This window comes from Bacteroidota bacterium, from assembly GCA_018816945.1.
In the GTDB taxonomy this organism is placed as follows: domain Bacteria; phylum Bacteroidota; class Bacteroidia; order Bacteroidales.
On sequence record JAHIVC010000101.1, the window covers coordinates 176261 to 194929 of the forward strand.

An 18669-nucleotide genomic window follows, 5' to 3' on the forward strand; every position below is an offset into this window, starting at 1 on the left:
TTATTTATTAATTAAAATTTATTCTCCTAATTTGGGTAATTTATCAACTTGTCTTAGAAAAACACCATCAATTATTAGTAATTTAACTCCATTCTCAGTCATTGAACGATGCGAACTTAAATCGTCAGAAACAACATAAGTCATGCCTCTCCTCAAGTGAAAGTTATCGCCATTCTGAAGTTCACTTGTAAAATCACCATCAAGACAATGTACTATATGCCCTTTTTTACACCAATGATCAGCTAGATATCCTGATGAGTATTCGACTATTCTAACCCTTAACCCTTCGTACTGAATCGTTTGCCAAAAAGCCATTCCCTTTTCGCCAGAATGTTCTGTTTTGGAAATCTTGTCCCAATCAATTACTTGAAATGGAATTTTTAAATTTTTCATAGTTGATTATATATTTTGTTATAATACTTTTTGTTTAATAATATAAATCCTATCCTTTTTAATCTAAAACTTATGTACGCTCTCACCTCACAAATCCGGGTAGCTCTATATTTAGATTTTCCCTCATTTAAAATCCCATAATTGAACATACATCCTTTTCGCTATGCTTCGCCGAATTGAAAAGAGTGAATTACAATAATCACTGATCTATTTTTCTCCCGTATATAAAATGTCCGCATGTAATTCCATTTAAATTCGCAACATCAGGCATAAAACCCCATTTAGTAAATCCAAATCGTTCTAAAACTATTACACTTGTTTCGTTTATTTCCAATAACAATGCGAATAAATTTTTTATCCCTAATCGTTTACAATCAGTTATTATGAAATCAATCAGTTTTTTCCCATATCCATGTCCATGATAATTATAGTCAATGTAATAGCTAATCTCAGCCGTTGTCCTTAATCCAGCTCTGCCTTTACGATATGGACTTAAAGAACCCCAGCCAATGATTTTTTTATTTATTTCGAGCACATAAATTGGGTATTCATTTTCATTATGTTCAATAAACCATTCTTTTCTATCACTGGGATATAATTCTGTTAAATCAGCTGTTGCATTACCTGCTTTGATAGCTTGATTATAAATATCAACTATGCATTTTAAATCAACATTTATTGCAAATCTAATTTCCATTATTTTAATATTTGTATTTATTATGTTCTGCATAACTACTTCCAGAATTGTTTAATCATGAATCTCCTTTGTGTTCTGTTTTTGAAACGCTATCCCAATCAATAACCTGAAAATAAATATATTTCATAACAATTAATTTAAATCATTAGTTTTTGTCCAATGGCAAAAATTCTTTCATTCTTAATCTCAAAATCGTATGGGTTTCGCTTTTCAATAAAATCAAGGTCAAAACCAGCATTTTTAAAATAATCCATGATCTCCTTCAGTGTAAATAATGAAAAGTATATTTCTGTATCTATTCCAATAAGTTGACTTTGAATCCCTTCTTCTGTTCCAATTTTAACTGCTAAAAGCAAATATCCGTTAGGCTTTAAAATCCTATAAAATTCATTAAATAGTTTATTGACAAAACTTTTCGGGGTATGAATAATTGAGTAATATGAAATTACCGCATCGAAGTAATTACTTTCGAAGTCCATTTTTGCCATATCATTGCATTTAAATTTCATTTCAGGATTGAGGGTGGAAGCTAATTCAATGCAACGATCAGAAATATCAACACCAATTACATCTATTCCTTTATCAAATAAATATCTGCCGATATGCGCTGAAGGGCCACATCCGGCATCACAAATTAACGAACCCTTTGGCAGTTTACCGGCAAAATTGTCCAACAAACTCCTGTCAAACTCCTTTTCGCTCATTTCGTTATGAAACAGATTATGATACTTATCGGCGGCAAGGTTATAAGCATCCCTTGTTTTTGAATGAATTAAATCTAAATCTTCCATTTTTCTGTTATAAAATAAATTTTAAGTTTTTATACTACTAATTGTTAGCGATTTAATAGTATTTATATTTCAACCAATTTAGATTCACCTTTGCTAAAATCTTTACAGGTCCATTGCCATGTCTCATTCAGTACTATTTTTCCTGAATCATTAAAATTTGTTTTGGATTCACATATACCCGTCATCATTTCCATTGAATTATTTATATGCTGATAAACAAATTCCATGAACGTATCGTTTTTTATTTTCCCCACCAGAAATCCTTTTTTGATATTTCCTCCTGAATATTCTGCCCATATTAGATCTTTTTCCTGATGATAATGAAATACTGTATCTCCCGTCACTTCTCCAATACTGCTATTTGACGAGGCTTTAAATTTTTTGTTATTTAAATCAATATTCATTAAAATTATTTATTCGTTTAAAAGGTTTAACTGCTACAATGTGCAGGTGATATCGGTTATATTTTTATCATTCCTTTAATAATGGTTTTAGCTTCTCCTCCAATAAGAATTTCTTCATTATCATATTTTATTTGAATAATTCCATCTCGTTTTACTGATTTTCCTTGGTAGGCTGTGTATTTATTCCCAAAAGTCTTATTGCCGCCTGTATGCTTCAGATGCCTGGCAACTGCAGCATTGCCCCCACCGCAAACGGGATCTTCCATAACTCCAACAATAGGAGCGAAAGTGCGAACAAAAACTCCTTTCCCTGGAATTGCTGAATAAATTGTTAATCCCGTTAAATTATATTTATTACTAATTCTTATAATTTTTTCAGTATTTATATTAATCCCATCTAAAGTTTCACATCCATCAACACCTGCTACTCCCCATACTGGACCTGAAATAATGGCAATTGGTTCGCTGATTATTTTACATCCTAATGCATCTTCAAATTCCAGTTTATCAATCTTAGTTGAAAGTATTTCTATTTTAGGAACTAGGGCAAAGATGTTATTCTTTTCAATAGAAATTCGGACTAGTCCTGCTTTGCATTCTTGTAAAATTTCTTTCTTTTTGGGATTGATTAACCTCGATTTTAACACCGCATATGCACTTCCTATCGTTGGATGTCCGGCGAACGGAAATTCTTTCTGTGGAGAAAAAATTCTTAGTTTATAATCAGCTATTGAAGATGATTGGATAAATGTCGTTTCTGAAAGATTTATCCAGTTTGCAACCTGCTGCATCACTTCATCTGAAAAATGATCAGCATCGAAAATAACTGCTACTGGATTACCTCTAAATGCTTTAGATGTAAAAACATCGACTTGATAAAATTTGTGATCCACTTTTAAATCTTAAATATTAAACCCTAAATACGCGTTATGAATTTTACTCGATAAATCATTGATAAATTGGTTGTTTGTTCCACAGCAACCACCTAAAATTTTTAGACCAAAATGTTGATGCAGCTGATACATTTCATCAATCATTATTTTATAATCATTCTGGTGCAATATGCCACAATTATTCAGTTCTTCAGGACTTAAAATTGATGCATTGGCTTGAATACCCCTGAATCTATTGAGTTCAGGTTTATTTATATTCTTTTCATGAGTCAATGCCAATTTTAGATTGGCAGGGTGCACACAATTTGTCATATAGCAAAATGGTTGCTTTTCTGTTTCATTATCAATTATTCTGATTGCATCAGATATCGAAGTGCCATCTATTAAACATCCATCCTTTCGAATCATAAAACTAATGATATACGGTATTTCTGATTCTGCCATCGCTCTTGCCATACCTATTATTTCATTAATTTCAGGCATTATACCCGCAAACAAAAAATCAATATTTTCTTTCTTAAATTCATTAACTTGAATTTTGTGAAATCCATATGATTCTTTAACTTCCAAAGAATACTTGCTACTATAAGCATCTCCTTTACATCCCATTAACCCCCCAAGCAAAATGCGTTGTGAATAATCACCATAACTTTCTCTGATATTATTTAAAAAAACACAAGAATCTTTAAAAATACTCCTACCCTTAAATTTTGATTTTTTTAATGATTCAAAATTCACTTTTCGTGTCGGAGTCATAACCATTATTGGTAAATTGTACTTTTCAGCAATATCTATATATTGCCTGTATAGGAATTCAAGAATTTCAGGATTTGTATAAATCATCCCAGCATGATTAATATGACTGTCGACATCTATATTAAACTCAGCTTTTAGTCGCTCAACTATTGCTCCTTCAGTCAAAATTATTTTTGATTCTCTAAATATCTTTTCAAAAGTCATGATATGAATTATTTTAATATTATTACCCTGCTATTAATTGTTGAGAAGTTAACAATATGTCCATAGTCATCAATATCTTATATAAATAAAATCTATTTATATGCTCATCAACTGCATAATATATTGCCAGATGTTAGTGGCTATGTATTTTTCACTCGGTCTTTTCATTTCTTACTTCTTGCTGTAATGACATATAAAGCACTTTTTCTTCCAGTTTCAGGATGTATATTTTGAAGCATCCTATTATCCAATATCTCAAATCCTTTCAATTCCATTGACAATTCATTAGGTGAAAAAAAGTGAAAGATTTTACCTTTTCCATTATCGAAGGTATTTACATCTATTTCCTTCCATTCATTTCGTGGATATGATTCATCATCTATGGCCAAAACACTAACAAATAGGCAACCATTTTTCTTAAGTACCCTATTTACTTGATTAAGAATATTAGACCTTTCTTTATTAGTTAAGCAATGATAGGAATTTAACATTATCACTGCATCAATTGATTCATTAGGCAAATTGATTGGAATATGGTTATTGCATAAAAATCTACATCTATCATCTTTATGGTCCTGTTTATAGGATGTTGCTTTCTCAATAGCCCTCACAGAATTATCAATTCCAATAACATTCAATCCACTTTCTCCAATTAGAAAAGAATATTTACCATCTCCACAACCAAAATCCAATACTGTTTTAATTGATAAGTTGTGTAAAAATACTTGAAGCATAGTCCATAGAGGTTCATATATAGGGCCAATTTGACTCCCATTATATTCATCATCCCATGGACTTGAAATGTTTGAATTCATGTTCTTATCGTTACCGCTTATTAATGTATTTTTCCTACCATTTTATTTCATAACTATTTTATCTTGTAAGTTTTAATTCATTTTCAATTATTTTCACTCATTCCTATTTATCCAAAATTCCCAGCTATTCGGCTATACATCATTTTTGGCTTCCAGCTCAAATCTTTTCCCAAAATCATTCTAGTTCCTTTTGTCGGTAACTCAACAAATCCATTTTGTCTGAGAAATTCAATACCAATTTTATTTTCTGATGGTAAAACAGCTTTATCAATTGTAGCGTATTTTAAATTCATCAATTCAAGACCGGCCACTTCTGTTTCAGCATAAATAAGTCCTTCCTTTAAAGCAGGCATATAAAAGCCTTCAAGTTTGTTATTGTTGATATACAATTTTGATGTTGAAATGAATGGATCTAATAATTTCTCTCGTTTTTCACCAGAAACAAGGTAATCTAGTTTATAAATCTCTGATCGATAGTTCTCACTAAATTCAACAATTTTTGAAGGAATAGGTATAGCTCGATTTGGAATTTCCCTTTTCATAAACAAATAGTTACTCACATCCTTAAAGCCAAATTTCAGATAGACTGGCCTTCCAATCTCTGTGGCTATTAGCATGATTGTTTCTATAGATTTATTCAATTTGAGTTGTTCAATTAGCTCATTAACAATTTCGAAGCCAATTCCCTTATTTCTATAATTACTATCAACAATTATATGAGCAAGCCATGCTGATTTTTCAAATGCAATGGAAGCTCCAATGCCTGCAATTTTTCCATCCAGTTCAATTTTAATAGGATTACACAACACAGATTGAATATAAAATTCAAATTCCTTAACTATGTCCGTCCAACCATCAGGTTGAAGATGTCTTATCCTTTCTAAATCATATTGTGAAATAGCTTCTAAGTTCATCTTACTAATAATTATGGTTACTATCTATAAAAAAATATGCAGTTTATAATGCTCAAAAATATTGTTTTAGTCTTACCGATCATTTGAGATTTAGCAAACAACTATGTTTTACTTATAAGTGACTATAAATATCCTATAAGTAGTTTTAGTTATTTTTTAATTATCGGAATAAAAAACATCTTCGGAAAAACCTAACTTAATGCAAAATCCACTGCTGCTAATGCATGAATTGAAAGGGTATCGAACAATGGAATATTCACGTATTCCTGTTTAAGAAGTAAAGGTATTTCGGTACATCCAAGAATGATTCCCTCCACACCCCTATTTATCAGATCATTACAAATAGAAACAAAGCGATCACGGCTTGAATTGTAAAAGACACCCTTTATTAGTTCTTCGGAAATTGTTTGTTGAATAAAATTCCGATCATCCAATTCAGGTATATAAACTTCAATTCCACTCGCATTTAATCTGGATTTGAAAAAATCCATTTCCATTGTTTGTTTTGTACCTAACAAACCTACTTTTTTAATATGATTTCCTTCAATTTGCTTAGCAGTTGCGCTCGCAATGTGAATAATGGGCACATTCAGCACCTGTTCAAGTTTATCTACAAATTGATGCAGTGTATTTGCACAAAGCACGATGCCTTCTGCTCCAATGTTAATAAGTTTGATCGATGCATCATAAATCAAATCATATACCCCAATTCGGTTATTGCTTTTATTTAAGTAATCAATCTCTCCATAGTTTATTGAATACAGTATGCACTTTGAAAATTCAAGACCTCCTAATCTTCGGTTTGTCTCTTCATTGATAATTCTGTAATACTCTACACTCGAGATCCATCCTGTTCCACCAATGAGTCCAATTGTTTTCATTTGTTTATCATTTAGTTTAATTTAAATCAGTCTTTGGTTCATACCACTTTCAATATCTTCCTAAGTTCCAATTAGCCATATATAGTCAATGGTTTGCTATTAAGACTTACCTAATTTTATTTCTTTTTTGGCTCGTATTTTATATTCATTTTTGCCAGATATTCAGCCAGTGGCTCAAGCCCTATTTCTTTTCGCCATTCATCCACTTTAGTTTCATCTTCGAGTGGATAAAGTTCCTGAGAATTAGTCTTTTCATTGTATACAGTGTGTGTGCCATATTTTTGCGGCTTGTCATTATTAGAGCTACAACGGTCGTATATATATGCATACCTTACCCAGGGAAGTTCTTTTTCTTCGCAAATCTGTTTAATAGTTGACATGTATTTATTTTGCAGATCACCATTAGAGTGCATAATTGTGAGGTATGCAGCCATTGCTGCTTCTGCACCAACATCCTTTATTCGGGGCCAACCATATTTTTCAATTAACGCTTCAAGTTCATTTTGGCTAATTTGTTGGATAAAAAACTTGCTTCTCCATAAAGCTTCAACAACCGATGATTTAAACCCTAATTTCCTGCCAGCTATCCCAATTTCATTAAAATATGCCTGATCATAAGTGCGTAATTTCCACAATGCCCTGGCATAATCAACATTTTTAATCGGAATATTCAATTTGAGATTTAATAGAACGATCAGATTGTCTTCAAATTCCTGCCATTGCTTATCTTGTCTTATTGTTAAAAAATCGGGTTCTGTCAATGGACGGATTGAGGTATCCAATTTAACAGCCATATTCAGGTATTTGAAACAACTATCAATTTGCCTGTTTAGAGAAAGGGCACGAGTATAGTTATATAAATTTTGTTGATCATTAGGGTTTTTTTCATACAACCTACGATACTCAACTATAGCTGCGGGGATTTCGCCTTCGGCCATTAAGCTGTCGGCAATACTCCTCTGATTATTCATGGCAGGTTGAGAAATTGCCGACAAACTTATCATCAGCATTCCAATAACAATAATTAGTTTATTTTTCATTCTTTTAAGTAATTTATTTTTATTGATTAACTATTTTTTCTGTGGTAACATGCCCCATAAAACATTAATAATCTTCCATTCCCCATTAAACTTTGCTAATTGGCAATAGTCGAAGAACCCGTACTTCGTATTTATTGTTTTCGCAAGTGCATAATCTCCCGTAATATCATAGATAAAAACATCAAGTTTGAAATTTTTATCTGGTTCAAGATCCCGGGCTTTATTACCGTCCTTATTCATTTTTGAGGCATTTATCAGTAAAGAAGCACCCATATTGTTTATAGAATTCGCCCCATCTTTATCCCGAGATAGGGTCCGTTTTACCAGTTCAGGAGAAACTCCCTGAGCAACTCTTTCCACATTGCCTTCGGCCCATCCTTCCACATAATTGCGGCAAGCCATTTCAATGGCCAGACTATCCTGTTTGGTTTGGGCATTAATAGTTAGTCCATAAAACATTATGGCAATCATTGTTAAATAAATCGTTTTTTTCATTTTAAAGTGTTTTAATTATCAATCGATTAAGTAAGATGTTTTTTATACTGATTTTTTATACTTTTCCGGTTCTTATCCAATGAGCCCAATCGGGTCTATTGTTTTTTACAGCGCAATTAGCGGCTTCATCAAAATCATAGGGCACAAATATTTGATCAATATGGATTTTTTTTTGAATTAATTCAATAATACAATATTGTGCGTAATTAGAATGATTTTCAACCTTATGGAATATTGGAATATCATCATCAAATGCCTGGCAACCAACACTTCCTGGATTTATTATAATTTTTTCTGTGATTTGCACAACCTTTGATAAATGGCTATGACCACATAAAATGATGTTATGATCAATAAATTCCAATTCATTCTCAATCTCTCCGGAATCTTTTGTACTAATTTGATTGGTAGATAAGTCTTCGAGTAAATAAGTCGAATCGGATGCAGGTGTACCATGGCACAAGAATATTCCAGGAGCAAATGTATCTGTAAATTTAAGTGATCTTAGCCATAACAAAGCCTCATCATTCAGATCATTAATTACATACTCCAATGTTGGATTCATTGTGGTGTGGTTAAGAATTAGTCGATCCTCATTACCCGAAATACTGATAATTTTTCTTGATTTGATTAATTGAAATGTTTCCAATGGTTTAAGAGGACCATAAAGGCTATCACCTAAATTAACAAGCAGATCGGGCTTCCTTTTATCAATATCCTTTAAAACTTCTTTTAAAGCCCATGAATTTCCATGTATATCAGACAATACTGCTATTTTCATATTTAATATAATTTCAAATCTATTTAATTTTGCTCTTTAAGCCTTAACTCCTCAATAATTAAAGCATCAATCCAGTAGATATCCGTACTTCCTTTTGATGGATTTTTAATATCTATATCAATAAGCTCCTGTAAGGAGTATTTACGATCGAGCGAGGGTATTATAGTGGTTGCAACAATACCTTGAAAAAATAAATATTTGCCATCGAATGAGATTGAAGGAGCCCCTGCACAATAAACTGAGTTGACCTCTTTTCCCATGTTGATCAGGTCACTCCAAGTATTATTATTATTTCTGAAAGAGATGTAATAATTCCATCCGGCACCAATATTATCGGACCTGCCATAACATGGTCGAATTAAATAGCTTTCTTCAGGCGAAATGTATCCATGAAAATTATCCTTTAAAACATTCACATTATCAGGAAGCATTTCTAGTTTCTGGTAAACACCATCCCTCAACTCAGACCGACAGAGCTTTTCGCTGCCATCACTAAATCTTTTCGAGACATAGATATTGCCATTCAGTGAAACTGACGGGCAGGTTGAATTTTCACTTCCGTTCACTGGTGTATTAACCAATCTGGGATCACTCCATGCATTATCAACTCTGTCCATGTACCAAATATTGAATTCTGCAGTAATACCATATGTTGTATCAGGAACAGGACGGGCTGAGTGAAAAAACATCCGCTTACCGTCTACTTGTATTGTAGGCCAGCCATCGTAATATTTACCTGAAAATGATGCTACTTCCGGTTTTGTCCACTTCCCATTTTCAAGCCTGCTGGTTACTATGGTTTCAAAACCAGAGAAAAGAACGCTCCAATAACACTCTTTACCATCGGGAAAAAAGGTAATAGTACCTTCGTTTAATCCAGTAGAAACAATTCCCGGAGCAAAAAGTTCAATTTTTGTAGATGGGGTTGTTTGCCCAAAATCCAACCGATTAAGAGTTTGCGAATCAAAATCTTTTGGAGAATTACACGCTACTACAAAAAGTGTGATGAATAGATATGGTATAAAATTTTTCATTGGTTTAATATCGGGTTAGTTATCATTATCTTAGCGTAATTAATCACATAAATTCTGATATAATCAATTCAGAATAGGCAAAATCGATTCTTGAATAAATAGTGGACTAACCTGAGGTGTATTGTAGTTTTGCTCAGTAAAAGCTACAATCAGTTCATATTCGGGGAATATATAAAGTTTTTGTCCTCCGGCTCCTTCAGCAGATATTACCTTCGTTGATTTCCCATTTGCAAGATTCCTATCTCTAATCCACCAGTAATAACCATATGTGCTGATATCAAAAGAGGTCGGCATGTATGAACTTGTTGCTTTAGTGATCCAGTTTTCCGAAATTAATTGCTGATTCTGCCATTTTCCATTATTCATAACCAATATTCCTATTTTCATCATATCCATTGGTTTCAGGAAAAGACCACCACCTGCATGGCAAAAACCTGTCTGGTCTTCGAGCCATCGATAATCCTTTATTTGCAGTGGTTCAAATAAATATTTCACAGCAAAATTCTTTAGTTTCATTTTGGTTGCCTTTTCAATAATTCCAGCAACAATCATAGGATTCCCGCTGTTATACTTAAATTCGGTGAAGGGCTTTTTGGCCATTGGACGTGTTAATGCATAACTCAGCCATTTATCTGATCTAAACATGTTCATGTTATCATTTTTGGGATCATCAAATGGCAACATCTCTTCCCATTCAAACCCGGCGGACATGGTCAATAGATCTCTGATTGTAACAGTTTTCTTTAGCTCGTTTTCATTATTAAAATATTCAGGGAAATATTTTGAAACCGGCTCATTCTCACTTTTAACAAATCCCTTATCAATTGCTATTCCTATCAAAAGTGCCACAATACTTTTGGTCTGGGATTGAATTTGATGCAAAGAATCTTTTTTAAATCCGTTATAGTACTTTTCAAATTTTATTTCACCGTCAGAATAAACGATGATACTTTCAACATTTTTAAAGAACACACGATTATCTGTTGTGATAATACTATCGGCCTTTAAAATGGCAGCATCGAGTTTCGAACTATCAATCTTTTGACCGAATGAATTGCATGCCATTAAAAGACTGCTTACTATTACTATTATTTTCTTCATAATTATTTGTATATTGAATTAAAGTTCAATACTATACAATGTTTTATCTACACTTACTTTAGTGTATTTCAGATCAATTGTTATATTGTTATTTTTTATGATGATTTTGTTCTCATTATCGATAAATTTCGGAGATTCATTCAGCCCATTTAGTATCAGTTTAATTATTCGGAGCGAGTTGTCGAATTGTGTAATGCAGGGTTGGTTCATTATACGCAGTGTTCCGGCATCATTACCTGCCGAAAATATTAATCGATGATACACACTGCCATCATCGAGGATTTCGATCTCGAGAGGTTCAAATATTCCGATACCTAGTGGTTTTGATGATGCATTTATTTCAAGTCGATAACCAGGTAAATCCTTAAACTTGTTGATTTCCTGACTCTTATTCTCTTGCCATTTATCAAAATCAAGACTTGCTTTATCCTCGAGCCTTTTAATTTCCACATTTGAAAAACTTACTGATTTAGATTTTAAACCGGAAATTGAATTTTTTAAAATATTTTCAAGATATAATGTATCATTAGCTTCCAGAACGGTTTTCCAGTCAGGATTCACTTTATCCAGGATCATGGCAATCCATCTGCCTTCAACATAACCTAAGTCACGAACTCCTGCCGGGGCAATCCCATTTGTAATTTCCGAAGCATTCAGTGGATCAAGACCTCTGGCAATTTTTTCAATATAATCTGAAAGACCTTCGGTGCGTTGAAGTTCCATTTCGTAAAGTCCAAATGCCGAAGGGATCAGTTTTAATCGTTGTTCTCTGTATTTAAATGCTTCCTTAACCCAACCTACAGATTCCACAGATTTTTTAGACAGAACTGCTCTTTTAAATGCTTCCTTTTCAATCCTTCTCAGGAACAATGCTTCCTGCGTTTCTGTTGGGTAACGTAGCATATAGGCATCGTTTTGCCGCCATCGCGGATGTTTGTTTCTCTGGAAAATATGAAACTGCTCATGAATGATAATTCCAGCCAGATCTTTCGCATTGTATTTCTCACCTGTCCTGCGAGCATATGAACTAAATACGCTGGTAGCCATCCATTTATCACCTAGCCTGACAATAGAATTCCCTCGAACAAGCGGGTACTGCCCTTTAAATACAGAAACGCCCTGATGTTCCTTCACCTCTGTAAATCCATCGGGTGGTACATTGGAATAGAAAAGCCATGTATTTATGCTATCAAATACAAGTACTGGAATTTCTGATGTTTTGAATGTTGGCCAGAGAGGATTGTCATTTGACCTGTTTACAATTTCCATTACTTTGAAAACATCTTCAATGGGTTGAATGTTTTCACTCTGACAATATGTATCTGACCCATTAAATACAGTCAGAAAAACAATCAGTGCCTTTATTGATTTAATTGATTTCATATTTTACTATTTTTTACTTGGATAATTAATTTACATATTCAATCAGTTCGATTGGAGCGCCATTATGCTCTATCATTGCCACTCTAACTCCCTCTGAAGGTTGATTAGGGTAGATCAAAATATTAAACTCCCGATTGGCTAATTCAAAATCTAAATCTTCTACCACAAAGGCAAGATGAGGAACCGATTGTATTAACGCTGGTATACTGCAATTTTGATCAAAACGCATCCATTCAATTCCAAAAGGACTTGTACGAAATCCTGAAACATAGAATTTCAAGTCAGGAAGATATTTTTCATTTGGCATAACTTTATCGGTAGGAATTCCCAAATGATGGTACTTCCATCCCCATTCTTCAATCGATTCGGGCCATTCAAAATCTAATCTGAGTTTTTGCATAAAAGGGTTTTGTGTTAAATTGATTGTAAAAATCTTTGATCACTATTTATTTATAAATTCCTTTAAGAACTTATTTACCGCCTCGTTAAATAAACCCGGTTGTTCAATAGGGATTAAGTGAGCCGAATTAGGGATAATTTCTCTTTTTGAATTTTCGATTCCGGCATTAATTACCCCTGAATGTGCATGCACATCCGGGATATCGAATTCACCAACAAGAATTAAAGTAGGGACTTTTATTTCTGACAGAAATTTAACTGCAGTTCTTTCCGGGCGGAAGGGGTAATATCCATCATTACGAATATCCGTTGGTATTGCTCCTTCCATTATTTTTTTCACTTTTTCCTTTGCCTGAGTATTTTTCGGGACGATTTCGTAAGGATCAATTTCAACAAAATATTTTTGCACTTTTTCAGAATTGGAATAAATTGCGCGGTCAAAATGCCCTCCCCTTGTTATAAAATGTGCTGAATAACCATATCCACCTACCACTGCACCTACCAATACCAATCCACTTACTTTTTCAGGGTATTTAAGGGTAAAATCAATCGCAAGCCCTCCGCCAGAAGACATTCCAAAAATGATTGCCTTATCAATCTTTAATTGATTAAATACCTGATACAAATCATCGATGTGAGAATAATTGGTTTGAGGATTGGATGATCTTCCATATGCACGACGATCGTACCTTATCACTCTGTAATTTTTTGCATATTCAAAAAATTGTTCATTCCATATCTGCCTGTCAACCATACCGTCATGAAGAAGGACGATATTTTTACCATTGCCGGCCATTTCATAGTAGAGTTTTCCGCCATCTACATTTACATAGCCTGAGTCCACAGCAATTGATTTAATCTGTGAATATAAATTTGTTACTGTTAACACCAGCAAACAAATAGTTAATGTCTGAGTTTTCATATTGTTTCCATTATTGATTTATGGTTCATTTGGTTTTAATTCTTCAATGATTTTTGTTGATACCCAGTAAATATTTGATTTACCACTTCTTACACCAATAAAGAATAAGTATTTCTTGTCCGGAGTTACGTTTGGCCACATTTCATCATCATCTGTATTGATATTCTTTCCCAGATTTATTCCTTCTCCCCATAAACCATTCTTTTGTCGAAAGCTAATGTACAAATCAGATTTTCCTTCACCTCCAGGTCTTCCTGAACTAAAAATGATATATTCTTCTTCAGGGGAAATATATAATTCGCCTGCGTTGGCATTATTTATTTTTCCATTTAGCTTAACAGGTACTTGATATTTCCCATTGAGGAATTCGGACATGTAAAAGTAATATCTGTTATTACCTGGCTCTATTCTTCTTGAATGAAAGTATATGTTTCCTTTGGCAGAAATTGAAACTGACCAACCACCGTATATTGAATTGATATAGCTGTCGAGGATTACCGGTTTAGTCCATGATTCACCTTCCCTATTCACAATGTAAATCCCACTTTCCCTGAATGGCACATCAGGCATGGAGTAGGAATGAAACAGTATTTTTCTCCCATCTGGTGATATTATCGGATTTCCATCTGTATATTTTCCTGAAAAAGGTGCAAATTCAAGATCGGTCCATGTCCCATTAATATTTCTCATCCACTTTAACCCAGGAAAAAATATCTCATTCCCATCTATTGAGAATACAGGTGATCCGTGAATAAAATCTTTTGAAGGAAATAGACCTGGAGCAAAAATTTCTGCAACTAATTCAGGTGGTTTCTGCCCAAGATATGGCCCATTTAAAACAAAAAAATCTTTTTGATCTATTTGAGAAAACAAATTGATATTGTTAAATACTACGGCTGCGAATATTAGATATTTTTTCATTCTATTCCAATTATTATATTGATATTATTTAATAAGCTTTTGCTTCAATCCTTTTAAAAAAACTGATATAATTCAATCCTAAAACCTTTTCAATTTCTTCTTCTGAATATCCTCTTTTTAACAAGTGATAGATGATCAAAGGAAATCCCTCAATTGTTTCTAATCCTGTTGGAGACATACTCCCCGATCCACCGTAATCTGAACCAATTCCAATATGATCAATACCAACCAATTTTTTCAGGTAATCTATATGATCGATTAATTCTTCGATTGCAGCCCTTCCAGTTTTATCCCATTCTACTCCACTATTTATCTCTGAAAGGACATTTGTAGATATTTGGCCGGAAAAAAATGAAACCCCGATCATTCCTCCTTTTGATGTCATTTTTATGAGTAGGGAATCAGGAGTGTTAAATACACTATTTACCGCACCAAATGCACCACCATGCGAAATTATTACCGGTACATCTGTCAACTCGATTACCTGATTTTGGATTGTTCTTCTGATATGTGTTATATCACATATTAAACCTAACCGGGTTAATTCTTTTATAAAGTCGATCCCGTATCTGGTTAATTTGTCGTTCAGCCAAACTGTATCCAAACCGCTTTGGTTAAATCCAATCATGCGAACACCTTCGTTATAATATTTTTGCAAATTGCTTACTTCACCTTCAGCAAGACCCTCGAATGATTCAAGATGTATCAAAATTGGAATTTGATGGCTTGAAACTGCGGCTGCAAAATCATCTGGGTTTTTAACCAATTGAATATTAAAAGCACTGTCAATAATCTCCTTTTTAAAGTTTATTATATCCGCCATTATTCTTTCAGATATTGACTCAGATGATTCTCTCCTTAAAGGGAAACCACGGACAATACCAATTTTATTGGAATTTAAATAACTATAAGTTACTTGCTTGGGTCGCTGATCTATTCTAAAGGGCTGATGCAAATGGCAATCAATAATTAATGTTCTTTCAAATATCTCTAAAGTCTTATTCCAAAGAAATTCGTCGAAATCTTCTGTCTGTTTTAGATAGTTGACTTGAATTTCATAATTTATCTTACAAGATGGCTTACTTTCTTGCTGCCCATAAATTTTAATGGAAAATACTAGTAAAGTAATTATTATCAGTGTTGTTTCCCTATTCATGTCAATTAGTTATTTAATGTTATTTTGGCCTTAACTCTTCAATAATTTTTGTAGATACCCAATAAATATCCCATGTGCCATTATGCTTCGAGTTATAAAATAGATATTTTCCATCCCGTGTTATTGAGGCTACCGTATTTTCTGCATTAGCATTCAACTTTTCACCTATATTAATAGCGGTTCCCCATGAACCATCAGCCAACTTAAAACATACATAAAGGTCGAATGTGCCCTCACCCAAATGGGAACCCGGCCTGTTGGAATCGAAAATGATGTAACTTTCATCAGGAGCTATGCAAGGATGGCAATCTGCGTTCGGTGAATTCACACCTCCTTTAAGTTTTTCCATTGTTGAAAATTTACCATCTTTCAATACTGTTCTTACTAAACTGCCGGCATCTTCGGCAAAACTAGTTATATAAATATTACTATTTAGAGATGTTGTTACATACATACCGGAACCAACATGAACAGGTTCGCCCCAACCATTTTCTTTTCTTTCCATCATCCAAATTCCGTATTGATTAGCGCTGGTATTACCAGGTTGTGGACGCCTACTTCCGAAAAACAGCTTGCTTCCATCCGGGGTTATATGAGCTTCATGTTCCATATAATCTAAAGCAAACGAAGCAGGTACTGGATTTAACCATCTGCTACCGTCGAATCTGCATTCCATTATTTTGCCTTCACGGTTAAAATAAAATACATCATCGTTTAAACTGAAGGTGCTGCAAAACTCTTTGTTTTCGTTAGTAGACACGATCCCCGGCGCAAAAATTTCCGGTGTTGATCCCGGAGGTTTCTGTCCAAGATAAGGTCCTTTCAGTACTGGAAAATCATTCTGGCTGGTCTGACAATTAATAGTAGAAACCATTAAGAATGAAGCGAAGATAACCGTAAATATTTTTTTCATGATTCTGTCCTTTATCTGCCTGTTGTTTTTTTAATTTACTTGTCGGAAGCGAATGAAAAATGTTGTTGTACGATGACCCATTTTCCCTCCCTCTTTTCCACAACACCTGTCCATCTGGTATTGTTCCATTCTGCCGGTTGACCTTTATAAGTGTTTATATCATCGAGAATACAGAAAAACCAGGCTACATCGCCACACTTTGCAAATGTGATCTCCAGATCCCTTAGCTCATGACGTATATACTTAAACTCCGGACTCATCCAGAATGGTACATTGGCTTTTACATCTTCAAAACATTTCACCACACGCTTATTTGGAGAGACACTGATATAATTGGTGTCATTGGCAATGACACTGTAAAGTAGCTCTATATTTTTGTCCTTTACCCAACCGATATTTGAGCTGATGGTTTTTTCAATTTCCTTCCTCTCAGGTTCCCTGTTCTGAATATTCTGGCACAACAGATTTGCAATTAAGGCAGGGTAAAACAATAGTGTTATGATAATTTTTTTCATACTAATCCTTATTTTGGTCTTATCTCTTCAATTATTTTTGTTGATACCCAGTAAATACCTTCCCTTGTCATAAAGAATAAAAACTTACCATCGGGCGATACCGACGGGAAGCGGCCCCATTGAATAGGTAACTTTTTTCTTTCCGACCAAGATTTGTCATTCATCCGAAAACTTACGAAAAGTTCGCATGTAGCTTTATCTTTTGATGCCTCAAGTACCATATAACTTTCATCAGGTGCTACATATGCTGAAAACTCAAAACTATCATCGGAATTAATGTTTTTATCAAGTTTTTGCGGTTGTGAATAATTGCCGTTTGTTTTTCTGGAAACATAAATTTCATGTTTACTTGCTTCATTTAATTCATTTGCGTTATATCTTGAAAAATAAACTGATCCATCTTCAGTAATGCTACGCAATGAACCGCCAGAATTTATTGTTGAAGAAATCCGGACAGGTTCTGTCCAACCATCGGTTGTACGCTCTGCAAACCAAATATCACTGTCTTTATTAAAAAAGAGTTTCTTTCCGTCGGAAGAGAAAACTGGGTTATCAAAATTGTTACCTTCATGAGAAAAAGCAATTTTTGGCTCATCCCACTTCCCATTAATCAATTTCAGAAAGTATATTTCAAAGTAACGTGCACCATTGGGTTTTCCTGACCAATATACTTCATACCCGTCAGGTGAAAATATTGCAGCGCTGTGTTCAAAATAGCCTTCTCGGGAAACAATCCCGGCTGCAAATAATTCTGGTATATTTCCCGGTGGTTTCTGTCCAAAATAAGGTCCTTTTAAAACAGGTAAAACTTTTTGGCTGGTTTGGCAATTTGCGATTGAAAACTGGATCAGAATTACCAATGTTACAATTGTTTTTTTCATTTTATTTTTTATTTCTTTATTATTCTTTTGGCCTTAACTCTTCAATGATTTTTGTTGAAACCCAATAAATATCGTTGTCCCTATTAAAGAACAGATATTTCCCGTCAGGCGAAACAGTGGCAATTCCCTCGTAAGCTTCGGTGTTTATTGGGTGACCGAAAGCAACGGCTTCGGTCCAACTTCCATCTTCTTTTTTATAACTTATGAATAATCCAGAATTTCCATTTATTGGTGCATCCAAAATCAAATAACTCTCATCTGGAGCAATAAACGGATGAGAAGCACCGAAATATTTACTTTTATTAATTTCCTTGGGAAGGAATTCAGGCTTAGCATATTCACCATTAATAAACTGAGACTTGTAAATTCCATAACCGGCA

The 18669-nt window shown here is 33.9% G+C and carries 23 protein-coding genes; all 23 read right to left on the bottom strand.

From position 1 onward, the window contains the following. Window positions 1-18: 18 nt before the first annotated feature. A complete protein-coding gene (locus tag KKG99_17185) occupies window positions 19-393 on the bottom strand; it encodes a DHCW motif cupin fold protein (protein MBU1014732.1) in 375 nt (124 codons plus the stop codon). A 199-nt stretch (window positions 394-592) separates the two neighbouring features. After that, window positions 593-1090 carry a GNAT family N-acetyltransferase gene (locus tag KKG99_17190; protein MBU1014733.1) on the bottom strand — a complete coding sequence of 166 codons (498 nt, stop codon included), beginning with the start codon at window positions 1088-1090 and terminating at the stop codon, window positions 593-595. 137 nt (window positions 1091-1227) lie between these two features. Continuing rightward, complete coding sequence (locus KKG99_17195; protein MBU1014734.1) at window positions 1228-1881, bottom strand: class I SAM-dependent methyltransferase; 654 nt, start codon at window positions 1879-1881, stop codon at window positions 1228-1230. Between the two features lie 62 nt (window positions 1882-1943). After that, the gene (locus KKG99_17200; GenBank protein MBU1014735.1) at window positions 1944-2285 is read right to left on the bottom strand and encodes a n-acetylglutamate synthase; all 342 of its coding nucleotides are present in this window, start codon (window positions 2283-2285) and stop codon (window positions 1944-1946) included. A gap of 56 nt (window positions 2286-2341) precedes the next feature. Then, window positions 2342-3178, bottom strand: a complete 837-nt coding sequence (locus KKG99_17205) for a PhzF family phenazine biosynthesis protein (GenBank protein ID MBU1014736.1) — start codon at window positions 3176-3178, stop codon at window positions 2342-2344. Window positions 3179-3187: 9 nt separating this feature from the next. Next, the gene (locus tag KKG99_17210; GenBank protein ID MBU1014737.1) at window positions 3188-4138 is read right to left on the bottom strand and encodes a homocysteine S-methyltransferase family protein; all 951 of its coding nucleotides are present in this window, start codon (window positions 4136-4138) and stop codon (window positions 3188-3190) included. Between the two features lie 164 nt (window positions 4139-4302). Beyond that, complete coding sequence (locus KKG99_17215) at window positions 4303-4953, bottom strand: class I SAM-dependent methyltransferase (GenBank protein ID MBU1014738.1); 651 nt, start codon at window positions 4951-4953, stop codon at window positions 4303-4305. A 107-nt stretch (window positions 4954-5060) separates the two neighbouring features. Then, window positions 5061-5867, bottom strand: coding sequence for a GNAT family N-acetyltransferase (locus KKG99_17220; GenBank protein ID MBU1014739.1), 807 nt, complete (start codon window positions 5865-5867; stop codon window positions 5061-5063). Between the two features lie 191 nt (window positions 5868-6058). Continuing rightward, window positions 6059-6748: an amino acid racemase gene (locus KKG99_17225; GenBank protein MBU1014740.1), complete on the bottom strand. Its 690-nt coding sequence runs from the start codon at window positions 6746-6748 to the stop codon at window positions 6059-6061. A 116-nt stretch (window positions 6749-6864) separates the two neighbouring features. Then, window positions 6865-7788 carry a hypothetical protein gene (locus tag KKG99_17230; GenBank protein ID MBU1014741.1) on the bottom strand — a complete coding sequence of 308 codons (924 nt, stop codon included), beginning with the start codon at window positions 7786-7788 and terminating at the stop codon, window positions 6865-6867. A gap of 30 nt (window positions 7789-7818) precedes the next feature. Continuing rightward, on the bottom strand, window positions 7819-8283 hold the full coding sequence (locus KKG99_17235) for a nuclear transport factor 2 family protein (GenBank protein ID MBU1014742.1): 465 nt from the start codon (window positions 8281-8283) through the stop codon (window positions 7819-7821). 55 nt (window positions 8284-8338) lie between these two features. Beyond that, the gene (locus KKG99_17240; GenBank protein ID MBU1014743.1) at window positions 8339-9064 is read right to left on the bottom strand and encodes a metallophosphoesterase family protein; all 726 of its coding nucleotides are present in this window, start codon (window positions 9062-9064) and stop codon (window positions 8339-8341) included. A 23-nt stretch (window positions 9065-9087) separates the two neighbouring features. Further along, window positions 9088-10098, bottom strand: coding sequence for a hypothetical protein (locus KKG99_17245; GenBank protein ID MBU1014744.1), 1011 nt, complete (start codon window positions 10096-10098; stop codon window positions 9088-9090). A gap of 63 nt (window positions 10099-10161) precedes the next feature. After that, on the bottom strand, window positions 10162-11199 hold the full coding sequence (locus tag KKG99_17250; protein MBU1014745.1) for a beta-lactamase family protein: 1038 nt from the start codon (window positions 11197-11199) through the stop codon (window positions 10162-10164). An 18-nt stretch (window positions 11200-11217) separates the two neighbouring features. Next, entirely contained in the window at window positions 11218-12582 is a 1365-nt protein-coding gene (locus KKG99_17255) for a hypothetical protein (GenBank protein ID MBU1014746.1), read from the bottom strand. Window positions 12583-12607: 25 nt separating this feature from the next. Beyond that, entirely contained in the window at window positions 12608-12982 is a 375-nt protein-coding gene (locus KKG99_17260; protein MBU1014747.1) for a hypothetical protein, read from the bottom strand. 42 nt (window positions 12983-13024) lie between these two features. Next, window positions 13025-13903, bottom strand: coding sequence for an alpha/beta hydrolase (locus KKG99_17265; protein ID MBU1014748.1), 879 nt, complete (start codon window positions 13901-13903; stop codon window positions 13025-13027). An 18-nt stretch (window positions 13904-13921) separates the two neighbouring features. Continuing rightward, entirely contained in the window at window positions 13922-14824 is a 903-nt protein-coding gene (locus KKG99_17270) for a hypothetical protein (GenBank protein MBU1014749.1), read from the bottom strand. A gap of 28 nt (window positions 14825-14852) precedes the next feature. After that, window positions 14853-15980, bottom strand: coding sequence for a dipeptidase (locus tag KKG99_17275; protein MBU1014750.1), 1128 nt, complete (start codon window positions 15978-15980; stop codon window positions 14853-14855). Window positions 15981-15999: 19 nt separating this feature from the next. Further along, window positions 16000-16893: a hypothetical protein gene (locus tag KKG99_17280; protein ID MBU1014751.1), complete on the bottom strand. Its 894-nt coding sequence runs from the start codon at window positions 16891-16893 to the stop codon at window positions 16000-16002. A gap of 35 nt (window positions 16894-16928) precedes the next feature. Next, window positions 16929-17408 carry a nuclear transport factor 2 family protein gene (locus KKG99_17285; protein ID MBU1014752.1) on the bottom strand — a complete coding sequence of 160 codons (480 nt, stop codon included), beginning with the start codon at window positions 17406-17408 and terminating at the stop codon, window positions 16929-16931. Between the two features lie 8 nt (window positions 17409-17416). After that, window positions 17417-18289 carry a hypothetical protein gene (locus KKG99_17290; protein MBU1014753.1) on the bottom strand — a complete coding sequence of 291 codons (873 nt, stop codon included), beginning with the start codon at window positions 18287-18289 and terminating at the stop codon, window positions 17417-17419. A 19-nt stretch (window positions 18290-18308) separates the two neighbouring features. After that, window positions 18309-18669 (bottom strand): hypothetical protein (locus tag KKG99_17295; protein MBU1014754.1); only part of this gene is annotated, 361 nt, incomplete at its 5' end.

Excerpts from the sequence above, each read along its gene's own strand:
- KKG99_17230 (MBU1014741.1), bottom strand. The coding sequence starts at position 7,788 with ATGAAAAATAAACTAATTATTGTTATTGGAATGCTGATGATAAGTTTG.
- KKG99_17185 (MBU1014732.1), bottom strand. The coding sequence starts at position 393 with ATGAAAAATTTAAAAATTCCATTTCAAGTAATTGATTGGGACAAGATT.
- KKG99_17250 (MBU1014745.1), bottom strand. The coding sequence starts at position 11,199 with ATGAAGAAAATAATAGTAATAGTAAGCAGTCTTTTAATGGCATGCAAT.
- KKG99_17240 (MBU1014743.1), bottom strand. The coding sequence starts at position 9,064 with ATGAAAATAGCAGTATTGTCTGATATACATGGAAATTCATGGGCTTTA.
- KKG99_17245 (MBU1014744.1), bottom strand. The coding sequence starts at position 10,098 with ATGAAAAATTTTATACCATATCTATTCATCACACTTTTTGTAGTAGCG.
- KKG99_17190 (MBU1014733.1), bottom strand. The coding sequence starts at position 1,090 with ATGGAAATTAGATTTGCAATAAATGTTGATTTAAAATGCATAGTTGAT.
- KKG99_17275 (MBU1014750.1), bottom strand. The coding sequence starts at position 15,980 with ATGAATAGGGAAACAACACTGATAATAATTACTTTACTAGTATTTTCC.
- KKG99_17210 (MBU1014737.1), bottom strand. The coding sequence starts at position 4,138 with ATGACTTTTGAAAAGATATTTAGAGAATCAAAAATAATTTTGACTGAA.
- KKG99_17280 (MBU1014751.1), bottom strand. The coding sequence starts at position 16,893 with ATGAAAAAAATATTTACGGTTATCTTCGCTTCATTCTTAATGGTTTCT.
- KKG99_17200 (MBU1014735.1), bottom strand. The coding sequence starts at position 2,285 with ATGAATATTGATTTAAATAACAAAAAATTTAAAGCCTCGTCAAATAGC.
- KKG99_17285 (MBU1014752.1), bottom strand. The coding sequence starts at position 17,408 with ATGAAAAAAATTATCATAACACTATTGTTTTACCCTGCCTTAATTGCA.
- KKG99_17290 (MBU1014753.1), bottom strand. The coding sequence starts at position 18,289 with ATGAAAAAAACAATTGTAACATTGGTAATTCTGATCCAGTTTTCAATC.
- KKG99_17255 (MBU1014746.1), bottom strand. The coding sequence starts at position 12,582 with ATGAAATCAATTAAATCAATAAAGGCACTGATTGTTTTTCTGACTGTA.
- KKG99_17220 (MBU1014739.1), bottom strand. The coding sequence starts at position 5,867 with ATGAACTTAGAAGCTATTTCACAATATGATTTAGAAAGGATAAGACAT.
- KKG99_17195 (MBU1014734.1), bottom strand. The coding sequence starts at position 1,881 with ATGGAAGATTTAGATTTAATTCATTCAAAAACAAGGGATGCTTATAAC.
- KKG99_17270 (MBU1014749.1), bottom strand. The coding sequence starts at position 14,824 with ATGAAAAAATATCTAATATTCGCAGCCGTAGTATTTAACAATATCAAT.
- KKG99_17235 (MBU1014742.1), bottom strand. The coding sequence starts at position 8,283 with ATGAAAAAAACGATTTATTTAACAATGATTGCCATAATGTTTTATGGA.
- KKG99_17215 (MBU1014738.1), bottom strand. The coding sequence starts at position 4,953 with ATGAATTCAAACATTTCAAGTCCATGGGATGATGAATATAATGGGAGT.
- KKG99_17265 (MBU1014748.1), bottom strand. The coding sequence starts at position 13,903 with ATGAAAACTCAGACATTAACTATTTGTTTGCTGGTGTTAACAGTAACA.
- KKG99_17225 (MBU1014740.1), bottom strand. The coding sequence starts at position 6,748 with ATGAAAACAATTGGACTCATTGGTGGAACAGGATGGATCTCGAGTGTA.
- KKG99_17260 (MBU1014747.1), bottom strand. The coding sequence starts at position 12,982 with ATGCAAAAACTCAGATTAGATTTTGAATGGCCCGAATCGATTGAAGAA.